This window comes from Bartonella sp. AP331QHHD, from assembly GCF_042195905.1.
Lineage (GTDB): Bacteria > Pseudomonadota > Alphaproteobacteria > Rhizobiales > Rhizobiaceae > Bartonella.
This window is the reverse complement of sequence record NZ_JBHIPG010000052.1, coordinates 16,094-41,051: the sequence shown is the minus strand read 5'-3', so window position 1 is coordinate 41,051 and position 24,958 is coordinate 16,094. Positions and strand designations below refer to the sequence as shown.

At 38.3% G+C, this 24,958-nt stretch carries 24 protein-coding genes; 12 read left to right on the top strand and 12 right to left on the bottom strand.

Going from position 1 to position 24,958, the window contains the following annotated elements; all coding sequences use genetic code 11:
- Positions 1-20 precede the first annotated feature (20 nt).
- Entirely contained in the window at positions 21-638 is a 618-nt protein-coding gene (locus tag ACFIMS_RS05805) for a YfbR-like 5'-deoxynucleotidase (RefSeq protein WP_375610152.1), read from the bottom strand.
- Entirely contained in the window at positions 631-1,503 is an 873-nt protein-coding gene (locus ACFIMS_RS05800; RefSeq protein ID WP_375629274.1) for a YgfZ/GcvT domain-containing protein, read from the bottom strand. Before ACFIMS_RS05800 ends, ACFIMS_RS05805 begins: the two co-directional genes overlap by 8 nt.
- A gap of 64 nt (positions 1,504-1,567) precedes the next feature.
- On the opposite strand from ACFIMS_RS05800, the gene ACFIMS_RS05795 reads away from it, so the two are divergent.
- Complete coding sequence (locus tag ACFIMS_RS05795; protein ID WP_375612943.1) at positions 1,568-2,896, top strand: dihydroorotase; 1,329 nt, start codon at positions 1,568-1,570, stop codon at positions 2,894-2,896.
- A 417-nt stretch (positions 2,897-3,313) separates the two neighbouring features.
- Here ACFIMS_RS05795 and ACFIMS_RS05790 read toward each other — a convergent pair whose 3' ends face one another.
- On the bottom strand, positions 3,314-3,682 hold the full coding sequence (locus ACFIMS_RS05790; RefSeq protein ID WP_375612942.1) for a TIGR02301 family protein: 369 nt from the start codon (positions 3,680-3,682) through the stop codon (positions 3,314-3,316).
- Between the two features lie 499 nt (positions 3,683-4,181).
- Here ACFIMS_RS05790 and cysS point away from each other — a divergent pair, with 499 nt between their 5' ends.
- The 5 genes from cysS to pssA all read left to right on the top strand — a co-directional run bounded on the left by cysS (position 4,182) and on the right by pssA (position 10,064).
- On the top strand, positions 4,182-5,690 hold the full coding sequence (cysS, locus tag ACFIMS_RS05785) for a cysteine--tRNA ligase (protein ID WP_375611222.1): 1,509 nt from the start codon (positions 4,182-4,184) through the stop codon (positions 5,688-5,690).
- 39 nt (positions 5,691-5,729) lie between these two features.
- Positions 5,730-6,401, top strand: a complete 672-nt coding sequence (locus ACFIMS_RS05780) for a DUF421 domain-containing protein (protein ID WP_375611298.1) — start codon at positions 5,730-5,732, stop codon at positions 6,399-6,401.
- Positions 6,402-6,516: 115 nt separating this feature from the next.
- On the top strand, positions 6,517-8,400 hold the full coding sequence (locus ACFIMS_RS05775) for an ABCB family ABC transporter ATP-binding protein/permease (RefSeq protein WP_375620728.1): 1,884 nt from the start codon (positions 6,517-6,519) through the stop codon (positions 8,398-8,400).
- A 117-nt stretch (positions 8,401-8,517) separates the two neighbouring features.
- Positions 8,518-9,216: a phosphatidylserine decarboxylase gene (locus ACFIMS_RS05770; RefSeq protein ID WP_375612939.1), complete on the top strand. Its 699-nt coding sequence runs from the start codon at positions 8,518-8,520 to the stop codon at positions 9,214-9,216.
- Positions 9,217-9,224: 8 nt separating this feature from the next.
- Positions 9,225-10,064: a CDP-diacylglycerol--serine O-phosphatidyltransferase gene (gene pssA, locus ACFIMS_RS05765; RefSeq protein ID WP_375611225.1), complete on the top strand. Its 840-nt coding sequence runs from the start codon at positions 9,225-9,227 to the stop codon at positions 10,062-10,064.
- A gap of 70 nt (positions 10,065-10,134) precedes the next feature.
- On the opposite strand, the gene ACFIMS_RS05760 is transcribed toward pssA, so the two are convergent.
- The 9 genes from ACFIMS_RS05760 to rpsF form a co-directional block, all read right to left on the bottom strand.
- A complete protein-coding gene (locus tag ACFIMS_RS05760; protein WP_375613045.1) occupies positions 10,135-10,884 on the bottom strand; it encodes an SDR family NAD(P)-dependent oxidoreductase in 750 nt (249 codons plus the stop codon).
- 2 nt (positions 10,885-10,886) lie between these two features.
- On the bottom strand, positions 10,887-12,380 hold the full coding sequence (gene purF, locus ACFIMS_RS05755; RefSeq protein WP_375681178.1) for an amidophosphoribosyltransferase: 1,494 nt from the start codon (positions 12,378-12,380) through the stop codon (positions 10,887-10,889).
- Positions 12,381-12,462: 82 nt separating this feature from the next.
- Entirely contained in the window at positions 12,463-13,038 is a 576-nt protein-coding gene (locus ACFIMS_RS05750; RefSeq protein ID WP_375629260.1) for a CvpA family protein, read from the bottom strand.
- 142 nt (positions 13,039-13,180) lie between these two features.
- Positions 13,181-14,557, bottom strand: a complete 1,377-nt coding sequence (gene radA, locus ACFIMS_RS05745; RefSeq protein ID WP_375612937.1) for a DNA repair protein RadA — start codon at positions 14,555-14,557, stop codon at positions 13,181-13,183.
- Between the two features lie 6 nt (positions 14,558-14,563).
- A complete protein-coding gene (locus tag ACFIMS_RS05740) occupies positions 14,564-16,054 on the bottom strand; it encodes a replicative DNA helicase (protein ID WP_375610161.1) in 1,491 nt (496 codons plus the stop codon).
- Between the two features lie 595 nt (positions 16,055-16,649).
- A complete protein-coding gene (gene rplI, locus ACFIMS_RS05735) occupies positions 16,650-17,246 on the bottom strand; it encodes a 50S ribosomal protein L9 (RefSeq protein WP_273791080.1) in 597 nt (198 codons plus the stop codon).
- A gap of 25 nt (positions 17,247-17,271) precedes the next feature.
- Complete coding sequence (locus ACFIMS_RS05730) at positions 17,272-18,252, bottom strand: hypothetical protein (protein ID WP_375696480.1); 981 nt, start codon at positions 18,250-18,252, stop codon at positions 17,272-17,274.
- A gap of 149 nt (positions 18,253-18,401) precedes the next feature.
- A complete protein-coding gene (gene rpsR, locus ACFIMS_RS05725) occupies positions 18,402-18,650 on the bottom strand; it encodes a 30S ribosomal protein S18 (RefSeq protein ID WP_012754957.1) in 249 nt (82 codons plus the stop codon).
- Positions 18,650-19,057 (bottom strand): 30S ribosomal protein S6, encoded by a 408-nt coding sequence (gene rpsF, locus ACFIMS_RS05720; RefSeq protein ID WP_375612935.1) that lies wholly within the window; start codon positions 19,055-19,057, stop codon positions 18,650-18,652. Before rpsF ends, rpsR begins: the two co-directional genes overlap by 1 nt.
- A 335-nt stretch (positions 19,058-19,392) precedes the next feature.
- Here rpsF and ACFIMS_RS05715 point away from each other — a divergent pair, with 335 nt between their 5' ends.
- The 6 genes from ACFIMS_RS05715 (at position 19,393) to mltG (ending at position 24,825) form a co-directional block, all read left to right on the top strand.
- Positions 19,393-19,980, top strand: a complete 588-nt coding sequence (locus ACFIMS_RS05715) for an undecaprenyl-diphosphatase (protein ID WP_375612934.1) — start codon at positions 19,393-19,395, stop codon at positions 19,978-19,980.
- 77 nt (positions 19,981-20,057) lie between these two features.
- Complete coding sequence (gene fabD, locus ACFIMS_RS05710) at positions 20,058-21,002, top strand: ACP S-malonyltransferase (RefSeq protein WP_375612933.1); 945 nt, start codon at positions 20,058-20,060, stop codon at positions 21,000-21,002.
- Between the two features lie 18 nt (positions 21,003-21,020).
- Positions 21,021-21,758, top strand: a complete 738-nt coding sequence (fabG, locus tag ACFIMS_RS05705; protein WP_375638095.1) for a 3-oxoacyl-[acyl-carrier-protein] reductase — start codon at positions 21,021-21,023, stop codon at positions 21,756-21,758.
- Positions 21,759-22,018: 260 nt separating this feature from the next.
- Positions 22,019-22,255, top strand: coding sequence for an acyl carrier protein (locus tag ACFIMS_RS05700; RefSeq protein ID WP_004860281.1), 237 nt, complete (start codon positions 22,019-22,021; stop codon positions 22,253-22,255).
- Between the two features lie 101 nt (positions 22,256-22,356).
- On the top strand, positions 22,357-23,619 hold the full coding sequence (fabF, locus tag ACFIMS_RS05695) for a beta-ketoacyl-ACP synthase II (RefSeq protein ID WP_375622331.1): 1,263 nt from the start codon (positions 22,357-22,359) through the stop codon (positions 23,617-23,619).
- Positions 23,620-23,715: 96 nt separating this feature from the next.
- On the top strand, positions 23,716-24,825 hold the full coding sequence (gene mltG, locus ACFIMS_RS05690; RefSeq protein ID WP_375638096.1) for an endolytic transglycosylase MltG: 1,110 nt from the start codon (positions 23,716-23,718) through the stop codon (positions 24,823-24,825).
- Positions 24,826-24,958: the final 133 nt, after the last annotated feature.

Below are 24,958 nucleotides of genomic sequence, written 5' to 3'. Positions count from 1 at the left end.
GAATCAACAATGCGAAGGGGCTATAATCTTTGGACATCCAAGTCATTAAAGCGCGTTAAAAATGCGTTTTCAATGTGTTGGGTAGAATAGGGGGATAAATTCAGATCATCGGGTAAAATATTATTGGGAGAGCCAAAATAGTGAAGGGCTTCTTCTGTATTAAATCCAGCAAGCGTAATCGCTTCATAATAGGCAGCGATACGGTCGGCTTGTTTAATTTTTTTTAAAAGTTTTTGAGAAAGATCAACGGGAAGAGAAAAGCGCATGTGGATAGCATCTTGGATGCGCTTTTCAACGCGTTCATATTGTTTTCCTATAACAGCTTTAAAAGGGGAAATCATATCGCCGATGACATATTCTGGAGCATCATGAAGAAGGGCATAAAGACATTCGTTGCTTCCCGATTGTGGAAAAAGTTTTTGAAATATTTGTTCAACCAAAAGTGAATGTTGTGCAACAGAATAGGCATGCTCTCCTCGTGTTTGACCGTTCCAACGTGCTACGCGAGCAAGTCCATGGGCAATATCTTCAATTTCAACATCAAAAGGAGAAGGGTTGAGAAGATCAAGTCGCCTTCCAGAGAGCATTCTTTGCCAAGCGCGGGCTTCTCCATTTTTTAATAATTCAGCTTTAGCCATGAGTGTTTTCTATAGTATTTTCAGGAAAGGTAAAATTCATATTTTCAGCAATGCTTATAGTGACAGGAATGTTTTTTACAGTAAAGGGGATGTTATGATCCATAGCATCTTTGACGTGGTCAATACGCATTAAAGCAAGAGCCTCATTTTCTACACATGTTCCCAAGTAGCCAAGCACTTTTGTTCCTGCTTCAATGCTAGATTGAGGGGTTAATTTACACTGGCCTTTTACAATAAAAATACGGCGACGTGCTGCACGGCGGTGGTGCATTCGTGAAACAATTTCTTGTCCAATATAACATCCTTTATTGAATGCAAGTCCATTGATTTGATCGTAATTAATATCATGAGGAAAGACTTTGCCAATTTCATAGTCTTGATCACTTTCCGCAATTGCATAACGGATACGCAATTGATTCCATGTGTCATGATATTCTGAAGTTAAAAAAGGTTTTTTGCCATAGATTCGTATTATTTTTTCTTTTTGTGGGAAGCGTTTATCAACAAAACTTGAATCAAAATTTAAAGCATCTGATTCATTATTCAAAGAAACTGTAACAAGCTCTTGGAATGGTTGTGTAATTTCTACTTTTTTGCGCAGCTTATAGAGCAACAGACGCTTATGGAGCGTATCAGCTAAAGGCATCCTGATATCAATCAGGTAACCATCTTCTTTTTTTCCGATAAGAAAATCAGCAAGAACCTTTCCTTGTGGGGATAAAAGGGCTCCAGGGAAAAGTTCCTGTGGACTGATTTTTTTTACATCTGTCGTGATCAGGGATTGTAGAAAATCTGTTGCTTCTTCGCCTGTAATTTGAATAAGTCCGCGGTTTTTTAAGCAAATGGCATTTTGTTTTTCAATCATGGTTCTTGCCTTTCTGCTCAAAGTTACATAATCGATAAGTGAGCAATATGTAAGGAGCGTGGTTATGTTTAAAACATTTGATACAATTTTTAAAGGTGCAACACTTGTGAATCATGATGGAAGAAGCAAGCGTGATATTGGTATTACAAATGGTCGTATTGCTGAAATAGGCGACCTTACATGTGCATCGGCTAGTGAGGTCATTGATTGTACGGGGCTTCATATTTTACCAGGAATTATTGATAGCCAAGTGCATTTTCGTGAGCCAGGAAATGAATATAAGGAGGATTTGGAAAGTGGCTCGTATTCTGCTGTGTTAGGGGGTGTTACGGCAGTTTTTGAAATGCCTAATACCAATCCATTGACAACATCAGAAGAAACATTAAGCGATAAGGTTCAACGCGCATTTCATCGAATGCATTGTGATTTTGCATTTTGGGTTGGAGGAACGCGTGAAAATGCTCATGAACTATCTGAATTAGAAAGACTTCCTGGTGCGGCTGGAATTAAAGTCTTTATGGGGTCCTCTACCGGTGATCTTTTGGTTGATGATGATGAAAGTGTACGCCTTATTTTGAAGAATACACGCCGTCGTGCGGCTTTTCATTCTGAAGATGAGGCGAGGCTCAAAGAGCGTAAAATATTGCGTATTGAAGGGGATGCATCGTCACATCCGATTTGGCGTGATGAAGTTGCGGCATTAAAATGTACGCAGCGTTTGGTAAAAATTGCTCATGAGACGAAGGCTCGGATTCATGTGTTACATCTTTCGACAGAAGAAGAAATTGATTTTCTAAAAAAACATAAGGATGTTGCAACAATTGAAGTGACACAACATCATTTGACGCTCACGGCTGATGATTATAAGAAGTTTGGTACATTAATTCAGATGAATCCGCCTATTCGTGAGCCGCGCCACCGTGACGCTCTTTGGTACGGTGTTCAACAAGGAATTATTGATGTCTTAGGTTCAGATCATGCGCCTCATACTCTTGAAGAAAAACTTCAACCTTATCCCTCTTCACCTTCAGGTATGACAGGCGTGCAAACAACAGCAGCAATTATGTTGACACATGTGAATGCAGGAAAAATATCTCTTGAACGTTTTGTTGATCTTACTTCACATGGCCCTAGTCGTATTTTTGGTATAAGTTGTAAAGGGCGCATTGCTGTTGGGTTTGATGCTGATTTAACCATTGTTGATCTTAAGCGAGAGGAAATTATTACGAATAGCTTAATTGGTTCTCGCGCCGGTTGGACACCTTATGATGGTCAAAAAGTTAAAGGTTGGCCTGTTGGGACTATTATCCGTGGTATGCGCGTTATGTGGGAAGGTGAAATTGTCACACCTTCACAAGGAGAGCCTGTTAAATTTATGGAAACTTTGGTGTAAACAGATTAAAATTATAAGTATGCCGTAAAATACCATCCTTTAGAGTGGTGATATAGGGTATGTCAGCCTCTTTGGTACATAAGTGTTTTTTTAATGAGTGGTGAATATTCTTAGGCTTGTTTGTAGAAACTATGCAGCAAATTACATGTGCTAGAAGCCAAGAGAAACCTTGTTCAACAAGAACCTAGATTATTTACAGAGCAAATTTAGTTAAAAATCTTTGTCCGTTAAAGTGTGGGGAGGAAGCCAAAGAACAGTTTTGTATGGGGAAAAAGGCGCATATGAATAAAAGCGTATCAAGACATTATTCTTTAAACGTCTCTCTATTTTCAGAGCTGGTTTATTGCTCCCCGCATTTGTGAAAGGAGTATCATTGATATCGCTAAGATTGAGAGAGCTACTTTTTGTATAGATTAATTATTTATAATGCATGAGGAGGTTTTCAGATAAAATTCTTCCTTCCTCAATGTATCTTTGGTTGGCTTCAATGGCTGCTTGTGTACAATGATGATAATTTTCTGAGAAAGCACGATACGCTTCATTAAACGCTTCATAAAAATAAGCACGTCTTTGTGGAATGGGGCGTTCTGCTTCAATCAGTGCATTCATATAGTCATACCATTGGTTTGTTGGAGGCTCGCAAAGATTTTGGAGAGAATGCAATGATCCCAAAATTTCTGCTAGTCGGAGTAATTTTTTTTCATAAGGTGGAGATTGTTGTGCAAAGGTTGGCATTGAAATGACAAGAAATATTAAAATAATGATGTTCATCAATCTATACCGCATTATTTTTATTGCTTTCTTTGAATAAAACTCTGTAAAGATAAAATAATTTTGTCATGAGAACGGTGTAAAAAAATAAAGTTAATTGCTACATTATTCTCAATTATTGATTATAAAATATAGGGCGTAAGAGGCAGTAAGGAACCCATTGTGGAATATTGAAAATACTGACGAAGCTTTGTGTGGTTAAAAATTTAAGATTTTCTTTCTGCAAACTATCTATTTTTCACATAGATTTATATTGTATTGCCTATAGATTTTTTTCTAAGCTCATTTTCTTTAAGGAGAGAAAGCATCTCTAATGATAGAACGCTTTTGTCCAATCAAATAAAATAGATTGTTTTTATGATAAACGATGGATACAGCCGTAAATACAATGGGAAAATGGTAAGAAGAATTTACTATAAGATACAAGTTTTTAGCTTAAACCGCGTAATACAATGATTTGAGATAAGATACATCTAAAAGGATCGGTGCATAATATCGTCCATGGAGTCAATAAATGAAAGAGTTGCGATTTTATAATACGCTAACACGTAAAAAAGAAAAATTTACACCAATAGATGCGACAAGAGTACGCCTTTATGTTTGTGGACCGACAATTTATGATTATGCGCATATAGGAAATGCACGTCCTGTTATTGTTTTTGATATTTTATTTCGCTTATTGCGTCATGTTTATGGCAATGAGCATGTTCTATATGCACGTAATATTACAGATGTCGATGATAAAATTAATGCACGAGCAGCTAGCGAATATCCAAACGTATCATTGAATGAGGCTATTCGTCACTTAACAGAACGTACATATTCTCAGTTTCAGCAAGATACCATAGCACTTGGTTGTCTGTTGCCAACCAGTCAGCCACGCGCCACTGAGCATTTAGAGGAGATGCGCTCTTTAATTGAAAGGTTGCTTGAAAAGGGGCACGCTTATGAAGCGGAAAATCATATATTATTTTCTGTAAGTAGCATAAAAAATCCTCCCCATTATGGGGCATTTGCAAATCGTTCTTTAGATGAAATGAGGGCGGGGGCGCGTATCGATGTTGCTGCTTATAAAAGGGAAGAGATGGATTTTGTTTTGTGGAAGCCTTCTGTGGAAGGAGAACCAGGTTGGAAATCACCGGGCGGAATTCCTGTTTTAGGTCGTCCAGGTTGGCATATTGAATGTTCTGCAATGTCAATGGCAAAGTTATTAGCGCCCTATGGCGGTGGTTTAACCTGTGATGATCCGACCGCCAATGTTTTTGATATCCATGGTGGTGGAATTGATTTAATTTTTCCTCATCATGAAAATGAGATTGCACAAAGTTGTTCAGCTTTTGGGACGGAGCGAATGGCTAATTTTTGGATGCATAATGGTTTTTTACAAGTTGAAGGCAAAAAGATGTCGAAAAGCTTTGGCAATTTCATAACTATTCGTTCTGTTTTAGAGAATAATTTGGGGGAGTTTAATGGTATTTTAACCGATGAAATGAAGCAAAATTGGGCTGGTTTGTCTGCGCGTTTTTCGATGTTGCAAACGCATTATCGTGAACCATTAAATTGGACAGCACAGCGTTTAATACAATCGAGCAGCGAACTGTATCGTTGGTATGAATGGCTTCGCAGCAAAAAGAGTGAGATGAAAAACAATGAAGCAATTGATGATACTTTGATAGATGCACTTAGTGATGATCTTAATACTCCAAAAGCACTGACTCTTTTGCGAAAATTTTATAAAGAAGGAAATGCTTTGGCTCTTCTGAATGGGATGAATTTATTAGGACTGTTAAGACAAGAATGGATTAAAGAAATAGATTGCCCATTATTTACGAGAAAAACTTTCCTTGATACAAAATTTATTGATCAGCGCATTGCCGAAAGACTAAGACTTATCCATAATAAAGAGTGGGAAGCTGCGGATACAATTCGTGATGAGCTTGCAGCCAAGGGGGTTCTTTTAAAAGACAGTAAGGATCCGCAGAGTGGTGAGCGCATAACTGTGTGGGAAATAAAGCGACACTAATGTCTCTATTCCAGCAGCTCCATAAAAAAGGAGAATATGATGGAATTTTTATATCATTATGGGTATGTTGCACTAAAACTAGTTGTAGGACTTATCGCTTTCCTCTTGATTTTAAGAACCACAGGTCGTGGTAGTCTTAGTCAAATGACGCCAGTTGATTTGGTAAGTAATTTTGTCATGGGAAGTATTATTGGAGGCGTTATTTATAGTCCGGATGTTAGCAGTATTCAATTGTTGATTGTCTTATTTATTTGGCAGACTTTAGTCACATCTCTTAATTTTCTGATGCGCTATTCAGTTTTTTTTCGTCGTCTTATTGCAGGACGACATATTGCATTGGTTTTAGATGGAGTATTTCAAGTGGATAAGATTAAAAAATTAGGTATCAGTGTGAATGATCTGATTACAATGTTGCGCATTAAAGGCTGTAGTTTACATGAAGCTGCTTTCGTTCGTTTAGAAACCAATGGCGATTGTTCCGTTATTAAAAAGGAAGAAGGAAAGAAGTCTATCATTTTAATACAAAATGGTGAAATTCTTGATAAGGGGCTGAAAGAGATTGGTAAAACAAAAAAATGGCTTCAGGCAGAATTGAAAAAAAAACATGTAAAAGTTGAAAATTTATTTGCAGCAGAGTGGTATGAAAATACAGATCAAAATAATAAATTGTATAGTGGATTATTTCTTGTTCCTTTTTCAAAAACAGTCTAACTTCAAAAAACAGGTAGGTATAGCTTATTGGAAGCCATAATGAAGAGATGAATCTATAAATAACCACAGAGGGTATTTTGCCTGTTTGTGCGGATGATAGAGAAGTAAGGACTTTATGAAACGCAATGAAATGACAAAAACTGTATCATCAGATACAGGGAAGACTCTGCACACACTTTACAATTTATGGCCCTATATGTGGCCGGTAGGGCGGCGTGATCTAAAAATGCGTGTGCTATGGGCAATATTTTATCTTGTTTTGGCTAAGCTCGTTCTCATATCTGTACCGTATTTATTTAAATATTCTACGAATGTGCTTGATTCAAGCTTTCAGCTACCTGAATGGTTCCCATCCAGTTGGATTATTCCCATCATGCTTGTTTTGGCATACAATGTCGCGCGTATTATGCAGGCTGGATTAAATCAATTACGCGATTCCCTGTTTGCCACTGTTGGTCAATACGCTGTTCGTCAATTAGCTTATAAAACCTTTGTACATATGCATGAGTTATCTTTGCGATTTCATTTGGAACGCCGAACAGGTGGGCTTTCTCGTGTGATTGAGCGTGGAACAAAAGGAATCGAAGCGATCGTAAGATTTTCAATTCTTAGTACAGTACCAACAGTTTTAGAATTTATATTAACGGCACTGGTATTTTATATAAGTTATGGGTGGCATTATCTTCTCATTGTTGTTGTAACGGTTGGATTATATATTTTGTTTACCATTAAGGCGAGTGATTGGCGTATTCGCATTCGACAAAAAATGAATACAGCGGATACTGAGGCGAATACTCGCGCTGTTGATTCTCTTTTGAATTTTGAAACGGTCAAATATTTTGGTAATGAAACTCTAGAAGCCGATCGATTTGATGCTTCTATGGTAGGTTATGAAAAAGCCGCAACAAAGATTTGGACATCTTTAAGCTGGCTTAATTTTGGTCAGACTCTTATCTTTGGTATTGGAATGACGATCATGATGCTGATGTCAGCTTATGAAGTTTTTTATAAGACACAAACTTTAGGAGATTTTGTTTTTATTAATGCGCTTTTAATGCAACTTTCCATTCCACTAAATTTTATTGGTTCAATGTATCGTGATATTCGACAAGGTTTAACGGATATTGAAGCAATGTTTGATCTTTTAGATGTTCAGAAAGAGATCGTTGATAAATCGGATGCTAAACCGTTAGAGATAAGCGATGGGACCATTTGTTTTCATCAGGTAAAGTTTTCCTATGATTCGAGACGTCAGATTCTCAGAGATATTGATTTTGAAGTTCCTGGAGGAAAAACAGTCGCTATTGTCGGTCCATCGGGTGCCGGTAAATCTACTATTTCTCGGTTGCTTTTTCGGTTTTATGATGTTGATGCAGGCTCTATCACAATTGATGGGCAGGATATTCGTGACGTAACACAAAAGAGTTTGCGTGAAGCGATTGGCATGGTCCCACAAGATACGGTGTTATTTAATGATACAATTGCCTATAATATTTGCTATGGGCGTCCAAGTGCTACAGATGAAGAGATGCGCAAAGCTGCTGAAATGGCACAAATATCAAAATTTATTGAAATTTTACCGGAAGGTTTTCAGTCTATGGTAGGAGAGCGAGGTCTCAAATTATCAGGTGGTGAAAAACAACGCGTGGCTATTGCACGGACACTTTTAAAAGCTCCTCCACTTCTTATTCTAGATGAAGCAACGGCGGCTCTTGATACGGCGACGGAACAGGAAATTCAACAAGCATTGGATATTGTAAGCCGTGGACGTACAACATTGATTATTGCGCACCGTCTTTCTACTGTTATCAATGCGGATGAAATTTTAGTTCTTAAAAGTGGTCGTATTATTGAAAATGGGACGCATACAGAGCTTTTACGCAAGAAAGGTCTCTATGCTTCAATGTGGAATAAGCAGCTTGAAGCATCGCAAGCAGAAGAAAAATTACGTAAAATGCGTGAAGAAGATGAGACGAGTGTTGTTAATCGTAAAAAATAAATAGAGCAAAATGTAATCTATATCTTTATATGGAGTGATTGATTAAATACATAAAAAGACACAAGAGGAACAAAAAGCTTTGTTGCTTGTTTAAGTTTACGATGAATAGGAAATTATATGAGTATTCTGCAATCTTTCCATAATAGCTTTGTAACGGTTCATAAAGAAGGTTATCCTTTTATTGTAGCGTTTTTTGTTATTTCGCTCATTCTTGGTTGGATATGGAGTCCGTTGTTTTGGTTTGGTCTCGTTCTCACGGTGTGGTGTGTATACTTTTTCCGTGATCCAGATCGTGTGATCCCTTTGAATTCAAATTGGGTTATGTCGCCTGCAGATGGGCGTATTTCATTTGTGGAATCATGTGTTCCACCTGAAGAATTAGGATTAGGGAAAGATGAAATGATCCGTATTTCCATTTTTATGGATGTTTTTTCATGCCATATTAATCGTATTCCTATCAGTGGTACAGTAGAGTCTATCGTTTATCATCCAGGTCGATTTACCAATGCTGACTTTGATAAAGCTAGTCAGTTTAATGAGCGTAATGGGGTGGTAATTGATAGCAAACATGGTAAAATTGGTGTCGTACAAATAGCGGGAATGGTTGCGCGCCGGATTGTTTGCTGGTCAAAAGAAAACGATGCCGTTATGACTGGTGAGCGATTTGGATTGATTCGTTTTGGTTCTCGCCTTGATGTTTATATACCAACTGAAATGAAATTGCGTGTTGCAGTTGGACAGACAGCAATTGCTGGAGAAACAGTTTTGGGTTCTTTTGATGATAAGAGTGCCACAACGGACTTCAGATACGATTAGGACTCACAATGAAAAATTTTTCGCCATTTTCTTCATTCAATCCTGAGGGGCAGCATGATGATGTTGCAAATCGGCGGCGTTCACCTACATCAATGCGGTATGTCATTCCCAATATCATTACTATTTTAGCAATTTGTGCAGGGATGAGCAGCATTCGTTTGGCTTTTGAACATCGCTATGAAGCTGCTATTTTAATGGTGCTTTTGGCCGCAGTTTTAGATGGTGCTGATGGTCGCATTGCCCGTTTAATAGATGGTAGTTCATCTTTTGGGGCACAGATGGATTCTCTTGCTGATGTTATAAATTTTGGTGTTACCCCTGCACTCATTGTTTATTCTTTTATCTTGAATCAAGCGAATCATATTGGGTGGGTTGCTGCCCTTGTTTATTGTGTTGCTTGTTGTTTGCGATTAGCACGTTTTAATGTGATGTTAGATAACCCCAATATACCTAAGTGGCAGAGAAGTTATTTTGTTGGTGTTCCAGCACCAGCAGGAGCATTATTACTTTTATTGCCTACCTATTTAGGCACTCTTGGTTTGGTCCCCAATTGGGGGTGGGCATTATTTTTTAGTCTTTATACTGTAATTATTGCTTTTCTTTTGATTAGTCGTTTACCGGTATGGAATGCAAAAACAATTGATCAAAATTTAAGGCGCGATATCGTTATACCTTGCATGTTGGTCATTGTTATTTATGTCGGTTTTCTTGCGACTTACACATGGGAAACTTTATTGATTACAGCTGTTAGCTATATGATTTTTCTCCCTTGTAGTTTTATCGCTTATAATAAACGTGCTACTTTAGAAGAGAAAAAGGCTGATGCTAAAGCTATCCAAGAATTATAAAGTGCTTCATTCTTCTGTCGAAAAGCACAGGAAAAAGAGAGAGTCAAACGATTTACTTCTCATATGATGATCAATCAGGTACATGATAATCTACAAACCGATTTTTATGGACATTAAAGAGTTTTCCAGTTTCCTTTAAATCAGGTGATAACAAATGGACTATCTTTTTTGCAACCTCTTGTGGTAAAGGAAGAGTTTGTGGATCTTCACCGGGCATAGCTTCAGCGCGCATGGCAGTGCGTGTGGCACCAGGGTTGACACAATTAATCTTAATAGGGGTTTGTTTGAGTTCTTCTGCCCAACAGCGGGCAATCACCTCTAAAGCCGCTTTAGAGGCTGCATAAGCTCCCCAGAAAGGGCGCGCAGCATGCGCAACGCTTGAGGATAACAGGATGGCTCGTCCAGCATCAGATTCACGTAATAAAGGCTCAACGGCTTTCATTAAGCGCCATTGGCTGAAAAGATTTATTTGAAAAACATCTTCAAATACCGTGTTTTCTATATGCGCTATTGGTGAGAGTGTTCCAAGAATTCCTGCGTTTGCAACGATAATATCAAGTTTTTTCCAGCGTTTGGCAATTGAGATAGCAAGGGTATCGATGTTTTCCATATGATGCAAGTCAAGGGGAACAAGGGTTGCATGAGCTCCTTTTTCTCGGATTTGATTATCTAATTCAGTAAGTCCACTGACTGTTCGTGCAAGAGCAATAATATGAGCACCGCGTGCAGCAAGCTCGAGTGCCAAATAATAGCCAATCCCTCTTGATGCGCCAGTAACAAGTGCAACACGCCCATGGAGACTAAAGTCACGTTTTGTCATCATTAATCTCTTGTTTTAAGAACAGATGATTGATGAATTTTGGAGAGATTTTCTTGATCAACCAGATGCGTAGGATAATATCCAGTAAAATAATGGTCAGTAAATTGTGGATCGGCGTTATTCCGTTTTTCCCCTGCTACAGCAAGATATAATCCATCAGTTGAAAGAAATTCTAATGAATCCGCTCCAATAAAATCACACATAGATTTTAAATCTGGATATTGATTTGCTAAAAGGTTTTCAGCTTTAGGTGTATCAATACCATAAAAGTCAGGATAAAAAATCATAGGGCTAGAAATGCGCATATGAACTTCTTTTGCTCCTGCATCGCGAAGCATTCGTACAATTTTAAGGGATGTTGTTCCACGCACAATAGAGTCATCAACCAGAATAACACGTTTTCCTTCAATCACAGGACGGTTTGCCGAATGTTTTAACTTGACGCCAAAAGCGCGAATTTGTTGTGTTGGTTCGATAAAAGTGCGGCCAACATAGTGATTACGAATAATACCAAGCTCGAAGGGAATTCCAATTTCTTGTGCATAGCCAATTGCAGCAGGCGTTCCTCCATCAGGAACAGGAACCACAACATCACCCTCACAAGGGGCTTCCTGTGCTAAACGGATTCCCATATTTTTACGTGTTGTATAAACACTACGCCCTCCAACGATTGAGTCCGGGCGGGCAAAATAAACATATTCAAATAAACAAAGCTTTTCTGGTGTCTCATTTTCTGGTTTTATAATTTTTTTCGTAATTTCCCCATTTTTTTGTATTTCACATATGATGATTTCTCCATTTTTAACATCACGGACATATTTTGCTCCAATAATATCAAGAGCACAAGTTTCAGAACAAAAGATAGGCTTACCATCAAGTTCCCCCATCACGAGAGGTCTAATTCCTGTTGGATCGCGTGCCGCAATAAGCTTTGTACGTGTGAGCGCTAACATAGCATACCCACCTTCTACTTGCCGAATCGCATCAACAAAACGATCAGAGGACGATTCATAACGTGAGCGGGCGATAAGATGGAGAAAAACTTCTGAATCTGACGTTGATTGACAGATAGCACCAGAAGCGATGAGTTCACGGCGTAATGTGAGACCATTGGTAAGATTACCATTATGCGCAATAGCAATACCTCCAACTTTCAATTCAGCAAAAAGGGGTTGAACATTGCGTAATGCCACTTCTCCAGTTGTTGAATAACGGGTATGTCCAATAGCACGATTTCCTGGTAAGCGGGCAAGTGTTGCAGGGTTTGTATAGTGATCGCCAACAAGACCTAAATGCTTTTCTTGATGAAATATTTTATTATTGTAAGAAACAATCCCAGCTGCTTCTTGCCCACGATGCTGAAGTGCGTGGAGTCCAAGAGCTGTTAATGTTGCGGCATCTTCATGCCCAAGAATACCAAAAACTCCACATTCTTCATGAAGGGTATCATCATCTAATGAAAATTCTTGACAGAAAACATCGCTTTTTATCATCATATTCTTTCAGTTGTGATATGGAGGAATCATTAATATCACATTTTACATCATTTAGTTCTCTTTCCTCATGAAAAACTATTCTCTATTTTTTGAAAATTATCTTTTCATGAGAGTGTTGCTCATACGTATGTTTATTGCTGTCTTTAAACAAATTTTCCGTCTTTTCGAGAACAGATCCAATATCTTTGGGGAGTATTTCCCAAACTTTTTGTCCCAATGAATCTAAAATAGGCCTTGTTTTTGCATTTTTTAACCAATTCGCTTGAAGCTCGGGTTTAATCAGTGCATTAAGCAGTAACATACCGATGACCATGATAAGTAAACCACGAAGTGCTCCAAAAATAAAACCAATAGCACGGTCAAGGATACCAATTCGACTATCAATAATAAAATCAGAGATCTTCATTGTAATAATTGAAGTAATAATGAGAACAATAATAAAAATTGTGACCAATGTTGTGATCAATGCAATCATTTTATTAGAGAGATATTGTTCAAAGAAAGGTAAGACAGGTTTGAATAAAAACAGTGTCGTAACAGCTGCAACTGCCCAAGAAATCAACGATAACACTTCACGTGAAAATCCTCGAAGCATAGCAAGAAAAGCGGACAACAGGATGATTACTACGACAATTCCATCAAGGATTGTTATGATCATTTGTTTGTTCCTTATACATAAAGTTGTGTTCTTTTAAGTCTGTGTGCAAATATATTTTTTGTTATGCCATTTTTTGTTCTTATAGCAAGGATCTTTTGTATTTTATAGAGTTTTTTCTATATTATCATATCTGTGGTGCAGATCATTTTTTACTTACGGTAAGAGTAGCAACGAGTTCGGGAAGGTCGGAGAAAGTTTTTTGTTGAAAGTTGAGCGACTTCATCATTTCGGTTGTTGTTGTGGGGTGAAAGGCTCCTTGAAAGCCGAGTTTTTTTGCTTCATTGATGCGCTGTGCTGAATGTGCAACAGCGCGGGTAGCTCCTGAAAGACTGACTTCACCAAAATATACATAATCCGTTGGCAATGCGATATTGGCAAGAGAAGATACCAAAGCAGCGGCTACAGCTAAATCAGCAGCAGGTTCTGATATGCGATATCCACCTGCCACGTTCAGATAGACATCATGCTGTCCAAAACGAATGCCACAATGAGCTTCTAAAACGGCAAGAATCATAGAAAGGCGATTTCCATCCCATCCGACAACCGCACGTCTTGGTGTCCCAAGGGAAGAAGGAGCAACAAGCGCTTGAATTTCTACGAGTATCGGGCGTGTCCCTTCCATTCCTGCAAAAACAGCAGCGCCTGGTGCTTTTTCATTACGTTCCCCTAAAAATAATTCAGATGGATTTATCACTTCGCGTAATCCTTTATCAGACATTTCAAAGACACCAATTTCATCTGTTGGTCCGAAGCGATTTTTTACAGTTCTAAGAATGCGATAATGATGTCCTCCTTCACCCTCAAAATAGAGAACGCCATCAACCATATGTTCAACGACTCGAGGACCAGCAATTTGTCCATCTTTTGTAACATGCCCAACAAGAACAACGGCGGCTCCTGTTTTCTTGGCAAAGCGGATCATTGCCTGAGCACCGATACGTACTTGTGTGACAGTGCCAGGTGCTGAATCTGCTGTATCTGACCATAGGGTTTGAATCGAATCGATAATCACCATATCAAGGTTTTTATGTTCGCTTAAGGTTGCCAGAATATCTTCAACATTGGTTTCAGCAGCAAGTTTCACTTCTGTATTGTTAGCTTCAAGCCTTTGTGCGCGCAGACAAATTTGCGCAATAGCCTCTTCACCTGAAACATAGATGACATTATATCCTTTACGTGATAAAGCAGCGGCTGTTTGTGTCAGCAATGTTGATTTACCAATACCCGGATCACCTCCAACAAGGAGTGCTGATCCACGGACAAAGCCCCCACCGGTAACACGATCAAGTTCAGCAATACCAGAATGAATACGTGGAGCATCTTCGATATTTCCAGAAAGAGATGTGAGTGTGACAATGCGTCCTTTACGAGCATTCTGCTTAGGACCACTTCCTATGCCGCTATTTATAGTTTCTTCGATAAGGGAATTCCATTCCCCACAAGCGCTACATTTTCCTGCCCAACGGGAATGGATGGTTCCGCAATTTTGACAGATAAATTGAATACGATTACGCGCCATGTCGATTTAACCAATTTGCTCTGGAAGGTAATTGCTATCGGCCAGATCACTAAAGCGTGTGAAATCAGATTGAAAGGCAAGGGGCACGATTCCTGTCGGCCCATGGCGCTGTTTTGCAATAATAACGTCAGCTTTTCCAAAAGCTTTATCCATTATTTCTTGCCATTTCGTATGTTCCAAGCTACCTAGTTTTGGTTCTTCATTTTTGAGATAGTATTCTTCGCGATAGACAAACAGAACGATATCGGCATCTTGCTCAATTGAACCAGATTCACGTAAATCTGAGAGCTGTGGACGTTTATCTGTTCTATTTTCTACTTGACGAGAAAGTTGAGAGAGAGCGATAATAGGAATATTCAATTCTTTTGCTAATGCTTTTAATCCTGTGGTAATTTCTGTGATCTCTTGAACACGATTTTCTGATGAACGCTTTGAACTGCTTGTCATGAGTTGGATATAGTCAATAAACAAGATATCTAAACCATGTTGCCGCTTGAGACGCCGCGCACGAGCAGCTAATTGCGTAATTGATATTCCCCCAGTTTGATCAATATAAAGTGGTGCCTTTTGTAGTTGGTTCACCGCACGAATAATTTTTGAAAATTGTTCATCTGAAATATTGCCACGCCGAATATCAGAAGAAGAGACTTCTGTTTGTTCAGAAATAATACGGGTTGCAAGCTGTTCGGATGACATCTCAAGTGAGAAGAATCCCACAATGCCGCCTTCATTTTCTTGGATATTGGCATTACGATTATAAGCATTAGCAATATTAAAGGCAATATTGGTAGCCAGTGAGGTTTTACCCATACCAGGGCGGCCCGCAAGGATAATTAAGTCAGATGCTTGTAATCCTCCCATTTTTTCATCAAGTGTTTTAATATGGGTGGCTATCCCTGATAATTGTGAAGAGCGCTTTTTCGCAGCACTTGCCATATCGATAGCTTTTTTAATAGCCTCATTAAAATTTTCAAATCCACCTCCATATTTCCCTTTTTCTGCTAGCTCAAATAACTGATTTTCAACAGTTTCAATTTGTTGGGTAGGTGTGAGTTCTACAGGAGCATCAAAGGCTGTATTGACAACTTGAGTTCCAAGGTTAATCAAAGACCGTCGGATAAAGAGATCGTAAATGACGCGTCCATAATCTTCAGCGTTAATAATAGTGACTGCCTCTGTGGCTAAGCGAACAACATATTGGTATACAGTAATATCTCCAATTTTTTCTTCCATTTGGATATAGGGCTTGATTGTAACTGGATCTACACGTTTTCCTATTTTAATAAGGTGAGATAAAACATGATAAATTTTTTGATGCAATGGTTCAAAAAAATGTTCTGGTTTTAGAAAATCTGAAACGCGGTCAAGAGAATCATTGTTGATAAAGATGGCACCAAGCAATGCCTGTTCAGCTTCAATATTATGCGGAAGTTGCCGAAAAGAAGGAGAATCCTCTTTCTTTGAAGAGCTGACATTAACAACGTTAGTTTCTTCCATAATATTTTTCCACTAAAATTCTAAGTCTAGCTACTTTAGGCGATAAATTGAAAATCGTATAATTAAAAGAATAGAGCTACAAATCTTCATTTTAAGTTAAAATTATATAATTTTTAAAAACTCTCTTTTCGTTCCTCATTTATCATTTGTGTATTATTTATATAACGTCTATCTATTTTATTTTATAATATGTGATTTTAAAGTGGAAGTTTTGCTACTCTAAATTTAAGTATTTTTAAGTTACTTAACCTTAAAATTCCAATATCTGTGTAAGTAGAATTATTTTTTTATAACTGAAATTATTTCAGATCATGTGAGGATATAATCAACTTAACGCTCATACAAACTTTAGCCTTAAGGGTAGAACTTTAAATTATTTTTGCTTTATATGCTGAAAAAAAAAAGACATTTCACTCTTAGTGATATTATCATTCTCGGCATGTAATGCCTTTAAATAATATATTTCTAATTCTTTCATAAAAATTAGGTTCTTTATGTACGATAGCCATAAAATACTCACTTTTAAAGTGTGAGTATTTTATGAGCGATATTTAAAATGGAATAAAAAATATAAAACAGAAAGCAAAAATAGCAATTAAGCTTCTTGATGAGAACTGTTTATATCGTTGTCATTAATTTCTTCTGCCAATAATTCTTCCTGACTTTCTTCTAATAATTCTTCTTGAATATTATATATTTCTTTAGCCGAAGTGAGGGTTTCACCTTCTGCTTGGCGTTGTGCTTCACTGGTAGAACGCGCAACATTAATAATCACAGAAATTTGAACCTCTGGATGTAAGCTAAGAGTGATAGTGTGAAGACCGATCATTTTTATTGGATGATTAAGTTCGATTTGATTTCTTCCAATAGAAAAGCCTTCATCTGTTATGATTTCAGCAATATCACGTGTTGACACAGAACCATAAAGTTGTCCTGTTTCACCAGCAGAACGAACAACAATGAATGATTGTCCATCAAGTTTTTCAGCAATTTTTTGCGCTTCGCTTTTGCGTTCAAGATTACGTGCTTCAAGTTGTGCACGTTGTACCTCAAAATGTTTTTTATTAGCTTCATTTGCGCGTAAAGCTTTACCTTGAGGCAAGAGAAAATTACGCGCATAACCATCTTTAACTGAGACAATATCACCCATCTGACCAAGACGAGGAATGCGCTCAAGTAAAATAATATCCATAGTTTTTCCTTTCGAACAAATAAATTTAGTGGAGTTTTTGGCGTGATTGAAAATTGTATTGAATAGCAGCCCAAATTCCCATCAAAAGCATCATGAAAACAATAGGTGGAGTAAAAACGACTGTAAAAATAGCAATATAAACAAGAGAAAGTATAATAATCCGACCGTTTACCCCTTTTGTAATATTGTGAAGATATGCTAGACCGCTAATTAATATGATGACAATGTATGCAGTACTAAAGACACGGGTACTCAAGTTAAGAGAAGCGCTCAGCTCAACCATCGATGCTATGCAAACAATAATGAAAATAACAATTCCAGAAATGGGAAGGCGGAGAGTTTCGCTCCAATCATCACGGGGTCTTTTCAGCCATTTCATATGTTGTGCTGCTATCATGGAAAAGTAAAGGTTACCAATGAGAAAAACCAAACTATAAATAGTCAAAGAAAAAGCAGTAAAAGTTGCTGTATGCGTCATTAAAAGCTCACTAAAAGCGCGTATATCGGCTTCTTTTATTGACTGTGTTTGTTGCAGAGTTTGTGCTATGTTTTCGGTGATTTTTTTTGCAACGATGGGTGTGGAAGGACGTGTTTGAACATAGAGCCCAATGAAAGTTGCTATAAGAGCGATAAAATTAGTTAAATGAAAAATAACCGATGATAATGGATACCATATCAGTTCGTTTTCTTTTTGCGCTGGTCGTGCAAGCCCAAGAAGCCAAGAAGCATAGACAGCAGGAAGGAAAAATAAGAACATAAAGCCAAGAGCAATATAGGTATTAGTGGTTATGATAAGAACAACAGTGGCACTTATGAGGGCGATGAGACTGGCTAATGTTCCTTGACCGAACGCAACAATAAAAATTGGCAATGAAAGAAAGCAGCCAAGAAGAAGAGAAAAAAAGGGCGCGATATTTGCAACACTGATGATTGCCAGTCCTATCACAACAGCAAATAATCCTGCCAAAATACCGGTTAATATCTCATAAGTACGATTTTTTTTCATTTATTGCTGTCCTGCTTTCTGCAGTTAGAGGTGTGTCAATACCCCAACTTTGACATTTAATAGCTTAACATAGGATACAACAAGCTATTTTTTAACCATATAAGAAATGCAACTGGAGAAACTCTCCAGTTGCATAGCGTATTGATTGCTTACTTTATAACGTACGGAAGTAAGCCTAAAAAGCGAGCACGTTTGATAGCATTAGCTAATTCACGCTGTTTTTTCTGACTAACAGCAGTAATCCGTGAAGGAACAATTTTCCCACGTTCGGAAATATAACGTTGTAACAACTTGATGTCTTTATAATCAATTTTGGGAGCATTGGTCCCTGAAAAAGGACATGTTTTACGACGACGATGAAAGGGGCGACGTGCAGAGTTTTGATTAGTATCAGTCATTATTCTACCCCTTCTATAGTATTTTCACGTTGACGACGTGGAAAACGAGGACGCTCTTCATCATGTCCAATGTGACTATTGCGATCAAGGTGTGAGAGCATAGCAGATTTTTCTTTTTCGTGTTTTTCTACGCGAATGGTCATATAACGCAAAATATCCTCATTGATGCGCATCTGACGCTCCACTTCAGCAATTGCTGAAGCTGGTGCATCAATATTGACTAAGACATAATAAGCTTTACGGTTTTTACGAATACGGTAAGCAAGAGGACGAAGTCCCCAATTTTCTATACGCCCAACTTTTCCACCATGCGCTTCAATGACACCTTTGTAGAGACTCAAAAGTTCATCAACTTGCTGCGGTGCAATGTCTTGTCGGGCAAGGAACATATGTTCATAAAGAGCCATTGTTTTGCCTTTCTTCAATTAAATTTCACCGGTTTTAGCGCAAAGCCTCTGCGACTTGTCTTTTTTGGAAATCCAAAGAAGAAAGGACGCGTTTACAATTCGAGACATCTCAGAGCGGAGATACGGGAGGCCGGAAACATTGTATTTCCTACTGATATTTTACAGCCCTCCGTTCAACCTCCAGCTAAAGTGCCGGCAACGAATATTTCATATCTACAGGTTATCTTTTAAAATAGCAAGTTTATGCACACAAAAAAATTGATTTGTTAAATCTTGATATATTTCCTTCTTCTACAAAAAGATAATACTGTAATATAAAGGCAAAGGAGGGAAAAATGGACTTTTTAAACCAGATTGATGTTACACTCTTTGAAATGTTTGTCGGCAATCATCAAGCTTGGTCGATTGTAGTTTTGTTTAGTATTTTTTGTGCAAAGTTTTTAATTTATATTATTCCTCTCCATCTTTGTGCGTTGTGGTTTTGTGGTGGGGAGAGGGAACGGTGTGTTGTGCTAAGCATTTGCATGAGTATTTGTGCATCTCTTTTCATAGGTTATCTCATTTCTCTTTTTTATTTTCATCCTCGCCCATTCGTGGTAGGGCTGACGACACCGCTTATTCAACATCGTGCAACAGCTTCTTTTCCTAGTAATCATGCCTTGACCATTGCATCTTATGCAGCTAACTTTTATTTTTACCGATACAAAGTTACTTTTAAATTTGCCACCGTATTTTTGTGTTTGATCTGTTGGGCGCGCATCTTTGTGGGTGTACATTATCCCTTTGATATTTTAGCAGGTGCACTTTTAGGAAGTCTCATAAGTTTGGGTGTTATTCAGTTTATAGCACCCTATTTTCCTAAGTTTTTATATCAAATTCCGCCCTTAAAATATAATTTTAGGTGTGGTATTCGTTTTAAATAAAGGGCTTTATATTGATTTGTGCGGATGAATAAGGTCAAAAGAAAATAATTTAATTGTACAGTTTTAGGAGTTGATAAATGGGTGCAGCTTTTATTTTTCCAGGGCAGGGGAGTCAACTTGTTGGTATGGGGAAAGCGCTTGCAGAGCAATTTATTGTCGCACGGATGGTTTTCGAGGAAGTTGATGATGCTTTGGGTGAGAAATTATCAAAGATCATTTTTGAAGGACCAGCAGATGTTTTAACGTTAACAGCAAATGCACAACCGGCATTAATGGCTGTATCTATGGCTGTCATTCGTGTGATGAAACAATTAGGGCTTCGTATAGAAGAAAAGGTAAGGTTTGTTGCTGGTCATTCTTTAGGCGAATATTCGGCTCTTTGTGCTGCTGGTACATTTACTCTCACAGATACGGCAAGACTTTTGCGTATTCGTGGCAATGCTATGCAGGCTGCTGTCGCGGTTGGTGAAGGTTCTATGGCTGCATTAATTGGTTTAGAAGAGCACATTGTGGAAGAAATTTGTGAAACTGTTTCTGGAGAAGGACTATGTCAGATTGCTAATGATAATGGTGGTGGGCAAATTGTTATTTCCGGTAAAGCAAAAGCAGTTGAGGCAGCGGTAGAGATTGCATCAACAAAAGGTGCAAAACGTGCACTTCTTCTTCCTGTTTCTGCACCTTTTCATTCATCTTTAATGCAACCTGCTGCTGATGCCATGAAGAAAGCACTTTTGACTGTTAACAAAATGTCCCCTATTGTTCCTTTGATTGCCAATGTTTCTGTTGCACCTGAGAGCAATCCAGAGCGTATTACTACTCTTCTTGTCCAACAAGTGACTGGGAGGGTGCGATGGCGTGAAACAATAGAATGGATCGCTGCGAATGGGGTTGATACGCTTTTTGAAGTTGGTTCTGGAAAAGTATTAACAGGTTTAACGCGTCGTATTAACAAAGATATAAAGGGGGTAACAATTGGAACAGTTGATGAAATAGAATCAGCGCTAGGCATGCTTGGCGTTTAATCTATAAGGAGTTAAAAAATGTTTAGATTAACAGGGCGTAAAGCTCTTGTAACGGGGGCTTCGGGAGAAATTGGTGAGGCAATTGCACGCTGCTTTCATGCACAAGGAGCTATTGTTGGACTTCATGGAACACGTGAAGAAAAGCTCAGAGAAGTGGCGGCAGAATTAGGGCAGAATGTTTTTGTATTTCCCGCTAATCTTTCTGAACGCCAATCGGTGAAACAATTGGCTGAAGTTGCAGAGAGAAAAATGGATGGCGTCGATATTTTGGTTAACAATGCGGGAATCACTAGGGATGGTCTTTTTGTGCGTATGCAAGATAAAGACTGGGATGATGTTTTAGAAGTTAACCTAACAGCTGCTTCTCTTTTGACGCGTGAATTAATACATTCTATGATGCGCCGCCGTTATGGAAGGGTTATTAACATTACATCTGTTGTTGGTGTTGTGGGAAACCCTGGACAAACGAATTATTGTGCTGCAAAAGCAGGCTTGATAGGTTTTTCTAAAGCATTGGCACAAGAAATTGCTTCGCGAAACATCACTGTCAATTGTATTGCTCCAGGATTTATTAAATCCGCAATGACAGACAAGCTTAATGAAAAGCAAAAAGAAGCCATTATGGCTGCGATTCCGATGAAACGTATGGGAAGTGGGCAAGAAATAGCCGCTACTGCTGTTTATTTAGCAAGCGATGAAGCAGCCTATACGACAGGTCAAACACTCCATATCAATGGTGGAATGGCAATGATTTGAGTATTTATTTTATTCCACATTGATTTATGAGTTGTATTATTTTAGATAGTAACGATTGAAATGGATAGATGCATCTATTTCTTTAATATGGTCGTTGATCAATTGATGTCGGAATGTCAGATTGGTTCATTTTGTAGGGGATATCCACAGGATGTTTTAAATCATTACTAAAATCTTTTAAAGTAATGCATCTATTGCTTGATTAGATGAACCGATATAGTTAACCAAATTATAGGAAATATAAATTCGAGGATTTCAACATGAGTGATACAGTAGAGCGCGTTAAGAAAATTATCGTGGAACATCTTGGGGTTAATGCTGATAAAGTTGTAGAAAATGCAAGCTTTATCGATGATCTAGGGGCTGATAGCCTTGATACGGTTGAACTCGTTATGGCTTTTGAAGAAGAGTTTGGGGTAGAAATTCCAGATGAAGCTGCTGAAACGATTTTTACAGTTGGCGATGCAGTCAAGTTCATTGATAAAGCTTCTGCGTGATTACTAAAGGGCAAAGGCATAAATTGCTTTTGCCTATATTCTTCGGAGCTCTTTTGAAAAGAGAGCTTTGAGAGGTGAAGTTTAGTTCAAGGTTAGAAGTTATGAGACGTGTTGTTGTTACTGGTTTAGGGTTGGTATCTCCATTAGCTGGTAATACTGAATATAGTTGGAAACGACTTCTTGAAGGAAGAAGTGGTGTCCGACGTATCACTGAGTTTGATGTGTCAGATTTGCCATGCCAGATTGCTGCGCGTATCCCCTTAGGGGATGGAACAGAGGGGACTTATAATGCTGATTTGTATATGGAACCTAAAGAGCAACGTAAAGTTGATGCATTTATTGTTTATGCAATGGCAGCTGCTAACCAAGCGCTTGCAGATGCCGAATGGTTTCCTAAGAGTGATGAAGATCAGATTTGTACAGGCGTGTTAATTGGCTCGGGAATTGGGGGAGTTGAGGGTATTGTTGAAGCTGGTTATACGCTTCGTGATAAGGGTCCACGTCGTGTTTCTCCTTTTTTTATTCCAGGTCGTTTGATTAATCTTGCTTCTGGTTATGTGTCTATTCAATATGGTTTACGGGGGCCTAATCATTCTGTTGTAACGGCTTGTTCAACAGGGGCGCATGCGATTGGTGATGCGGCACGTTTGATTATGTTTGGTGATGCAGATGTCATGGTGGCAGGGGGAACCGAATCTCCAATAAATCGGATATCTCTTGCAGGTTTTGCAGCTTGTAGAGCTCTTTCCACTTGTCGCAATGATGATCCTGAACGGGCGTCACGTCCTTATGATACTGATCGTGATGGTTTTGTGATGGGGGAAGGAGCAGCTGTTGTTGTTTTAGAAGAGCTGGAACATGCCAAAAAACGAGGGGCGCGTATTTATGCTGAGGTTATTGGCTATGGTTTATCTGGTGACGCTTACCACATTACAGCGCCTTCAGAAAGTGGTGAAGGGGCTCAGCGTAGTATGATAGCTGCTCTTAAGCGTGCACAAGTGAATGTAAGTGAACTTGATTATATTAATGCTCATGGTACATCTACGATGGCTGATTCCATAGAGCTAGCGGCTGTTGAGCGTGTTTTAGGGAGTTATGCACCACAAGTTTCTATGTCATCAACGAAATCATCTATCGGGCATTTACTTGGTGCAGCCGGTGCTGCTGAGGCTATTTTTTCTATTTTAGCTATACGGGATAATATAGCCCCAGCGACACTTAATCTTGACAATCCATCGATTGAAACGAAAATCGATCTTGTACCACACAAACCGCGTGAACGAAAGATTGATACGATTCTTTCTAATTCTTTTGGATTTGGTGGGACAAATGCATCGTTGGTGATGCGACGTTTTAGGGGATAATAAGTATTTTTATTTAATTTTTGCTTTTGAGTTTTCTACTTTATTATAAGGTGAATAAGAAATTATAATATTATCCTTAATCGCTATTGAGGGGTTATGTCCGATGTGAAAAATGGAAAATCATTAAAGGACGTAAGTGATTCCTCTTCGAATCATTTAGCAGATAGTTATGACATGTTAATACATAAAAAACGAAAGAAATCATCTATCGTCCGTAATCCGTTTGTCATTCTCGGTCATTTTTTTCTTATGCTGATTGTGATTATTCTTTTTGCCATAAGTATTCCTCTTTATATTGGAAAAAGTATTTTTGAAGAAAAGGGTAAAATTGAGGAAGAACAAATTGTTCTTATCCATCCTGGTACCGGAATTCGTGAAATTGCTTCATTGCTAGAAAAACGTGGTTTCATTCGATCATCAGATATTTTTGTTTATGGGGTTGGTTATCACCAAAAAACAACGCATCTGAAGGCTGGTGAATATTTAATTCCAGCTCATGCTTCGATGCAGGATATTATGGATATTCTTGTGAAAGGAAAATCTATAGAGTATACATTTACAGTACCTGAAGGTTTAACGGTTCAGCAAGTTTTCGATCGATTAGCTGCGAATGAAATTTTGATTGGAGACCTTCCAAAAATTTTGCCTCCAGAAGGTTATTTAATGACGGATACTGTTCGTTTTATTCGGGGAACAACGCGTAAAGAGATTGTAAACAGGTTGCGTGAAGGACAGACAAAATTAATTCATGCTATATGGGCTACGCGTTCACCTAATTTACCTATTAAATCAATTGATGAATTTGTTATATTAGCCTCAATTGTTGAGAAAGAAACGGGAATTGCAGCAGAAAGACCAATGGTTGCTGCGGTATTTTATAACCGCCTTACAAAGCATATGCGTCTTCAATCGGATCCAACAGTAATTTATGGTCTCTTCGGAGGAAAAGGAAAACCATCCGGTCGTGCAATTTATCGTTCAGATCTTGAGAAGGAAACACCATATAATACTTATAAAATTAATGGTTTGCCCCCAACGGCTATTGCAAATCCAGGTCGAGATTCTTTAAAAGCGGTGGCACATCCACCAAGCAGTGATGCACTTTATTTTGTTGCTGATGGTTCAGGAGGGCATGTTTTTTCTCGAACTTTAGAAGAACATAATATGAATGTTCGCAAGTGGCGAGAATTAAAGGCAAAACATTGAATTTATAGTGATAACACCTCTTTTTGCATCGTAAATGAAAATCTCAAATATAGTAAAATTTTTCTATTTAAACTTTTTATGAGAATGATAAAAAATTATTTCCTTGTCTGTCACAAGTGGGATTAGCGTATGG

Coding starts and splice junctions, on each gene's coding strand:
- rpsR (WP_012754957.1), bottom strand. CDS start 18,650: ATGACTGATACTAATCAAAACTCTGCACGTCGCCCCTTTCATCGTCGT.
- ACFIMS_RS05715 (WP_375612934.1), top strand. CDS start 19,393: ATGGACTTTTTAAACCAGATTGATGTTACACTCTTTGAAATGTTTGTC.
- radA (WP_375612937.1), bottom strand. CDS start 14,557: ATGGCGCGTAATCGTATTCAATTTATCTGTCAAAATTGCGGAACCATC.
- rplI (WP_273791080.1), bottom strand. CDS start 17,246: ATGGATATTATTTTACTTGAGCGCATTCCTCGTCTTGGTCAGATGGGT.
- ACFIMS_RS05780 (WP_375611298.1), top strand. CDS start 5,730: ATGGAATTTTTATATCATTATGGGTATGTTGCACTAAAACTAGTTGTA.
- ACFIMS_RS05770 (WP_375612939.1), top strand. CDS start 8,518: ATGAGTATTCTGCAATCTTTCCATAATAGCTTTGTAACGGTTCATAAA.
- ACFIMS_RS05800 (WP_375629274.1), bottom strand. CDS start 1,503: ATGATTGAAAAACAAAATGCCATTTGCTTAAAAAACCGCGGACTTATT.
- cysS (WP_375611222.1), top strand. CDS start 4,182: ATGAAAGAGTTGCGATTTTATAATACGCTAACACGTAAAAAAGAAAAA.
- fabG (WP_375638095.1), top strand. CDS start 21,021: ATGTTTAGATTAACAGGGCGTAAAGCTCTTGTAACGGGGGCTTCGGGA.
- ACFIMS_RS05740 (WP_375610161.1), bottom strand. CDS start 16,054: ATGGAAGAAACTAACGTTGTTAATGTCAGCTCTTCAAAGAAAGAGGAT.
- rpsF (WP_375612935.1), bottom strand. CDS start 19,057: ATGGCTCTTTATGAACATATGTTCCTTGCCCGACAAGACATTGCACCG.
- ACFIMS_RS05700 (WP_004860281.1), top strand. CDS start 22,019: ATGAGTGATACAGTAGAGCGCGTTAAGAAAATTATCGTGGAACATCTT.
- ACFIMS_RS05790 (WP_375612942.1), bottom strand. CDS start 3,682: ATGCGGTATAGATTGATGAACATCATTATTTTAATATTTCTTGTCATT.
- fabF (WP_375622331.1), top strand. CDS start 22,357: ATGAGACGTGTTGTTGTTACTGGTTTAGGGTTGGTATCTCCATTAGCT.
- purF (WP_375681178.1), bottom strand. CDS start 12,380: ATGATGATAAAAAGCGATGTTTTCTGTCAAGAATTTTCATTAGATGAT.
- ACFIMS_RS05750 (WP_375629260.1), bottom strand. CDS start 13,038: ATGATCATAACAATCCTTGATGGAATTGTCGTAGTAATCATCCTGTTG.
- ACFIMS_RS05760 (WP_375613045.1), bottom strand. CDS start 10,884: ATGACAAAACGTGACTTTAGTCTCCATGGGCGTGTTGCACTTGTTACT.
- pssA (WP_375611225.1), top strand. CDS start 9,225: ATGAAAAATTTTTCGCCATTTTCTTCATTCAATCCTGAGGGGCAGCAT.
- ACFIMS_RS05730 (WP_375696480.1), bottom strand. CDS start 18,252: ATGAAAAAAAATCGTACTTATGAGATATTAACCGGTATTTTGGCAGGA.
- ACFIMS_RS05795 (WP_375612943.1), top strand. CDS start 1,568: ATGTTTAAAACATTTGATACAATTTTTAAAGGTGCAACACTTGTGAAT.
- ACFIMS_RS05775 (WP_375620728.1), top strand. CDS start 6,517: ATGAAACGCAATGAAATGACAAAAACTGTATCATCAGATACAGGGAAG.
- ACFIMS_RS05805 (WP_375610152.1), bottom strand. CDS start 638: ATGGCTAAAGCTGAATTATTAAAAAATGGAGAAGCCCGCGCTTGGCAA.
- fabD (WP_375612933.1), top strand. CDS start 20,058: ATGGGTGCAGCTTTTATTTTTCCAGGGCAGGGGAGTCAACTTGTTGGT.
- mltG (WP_375638096.1), top strand. CDS start 23,716: ATGTCCGATGTGAAAAATGGAAAATCATTAAAGGACGTAAGTGATTCC.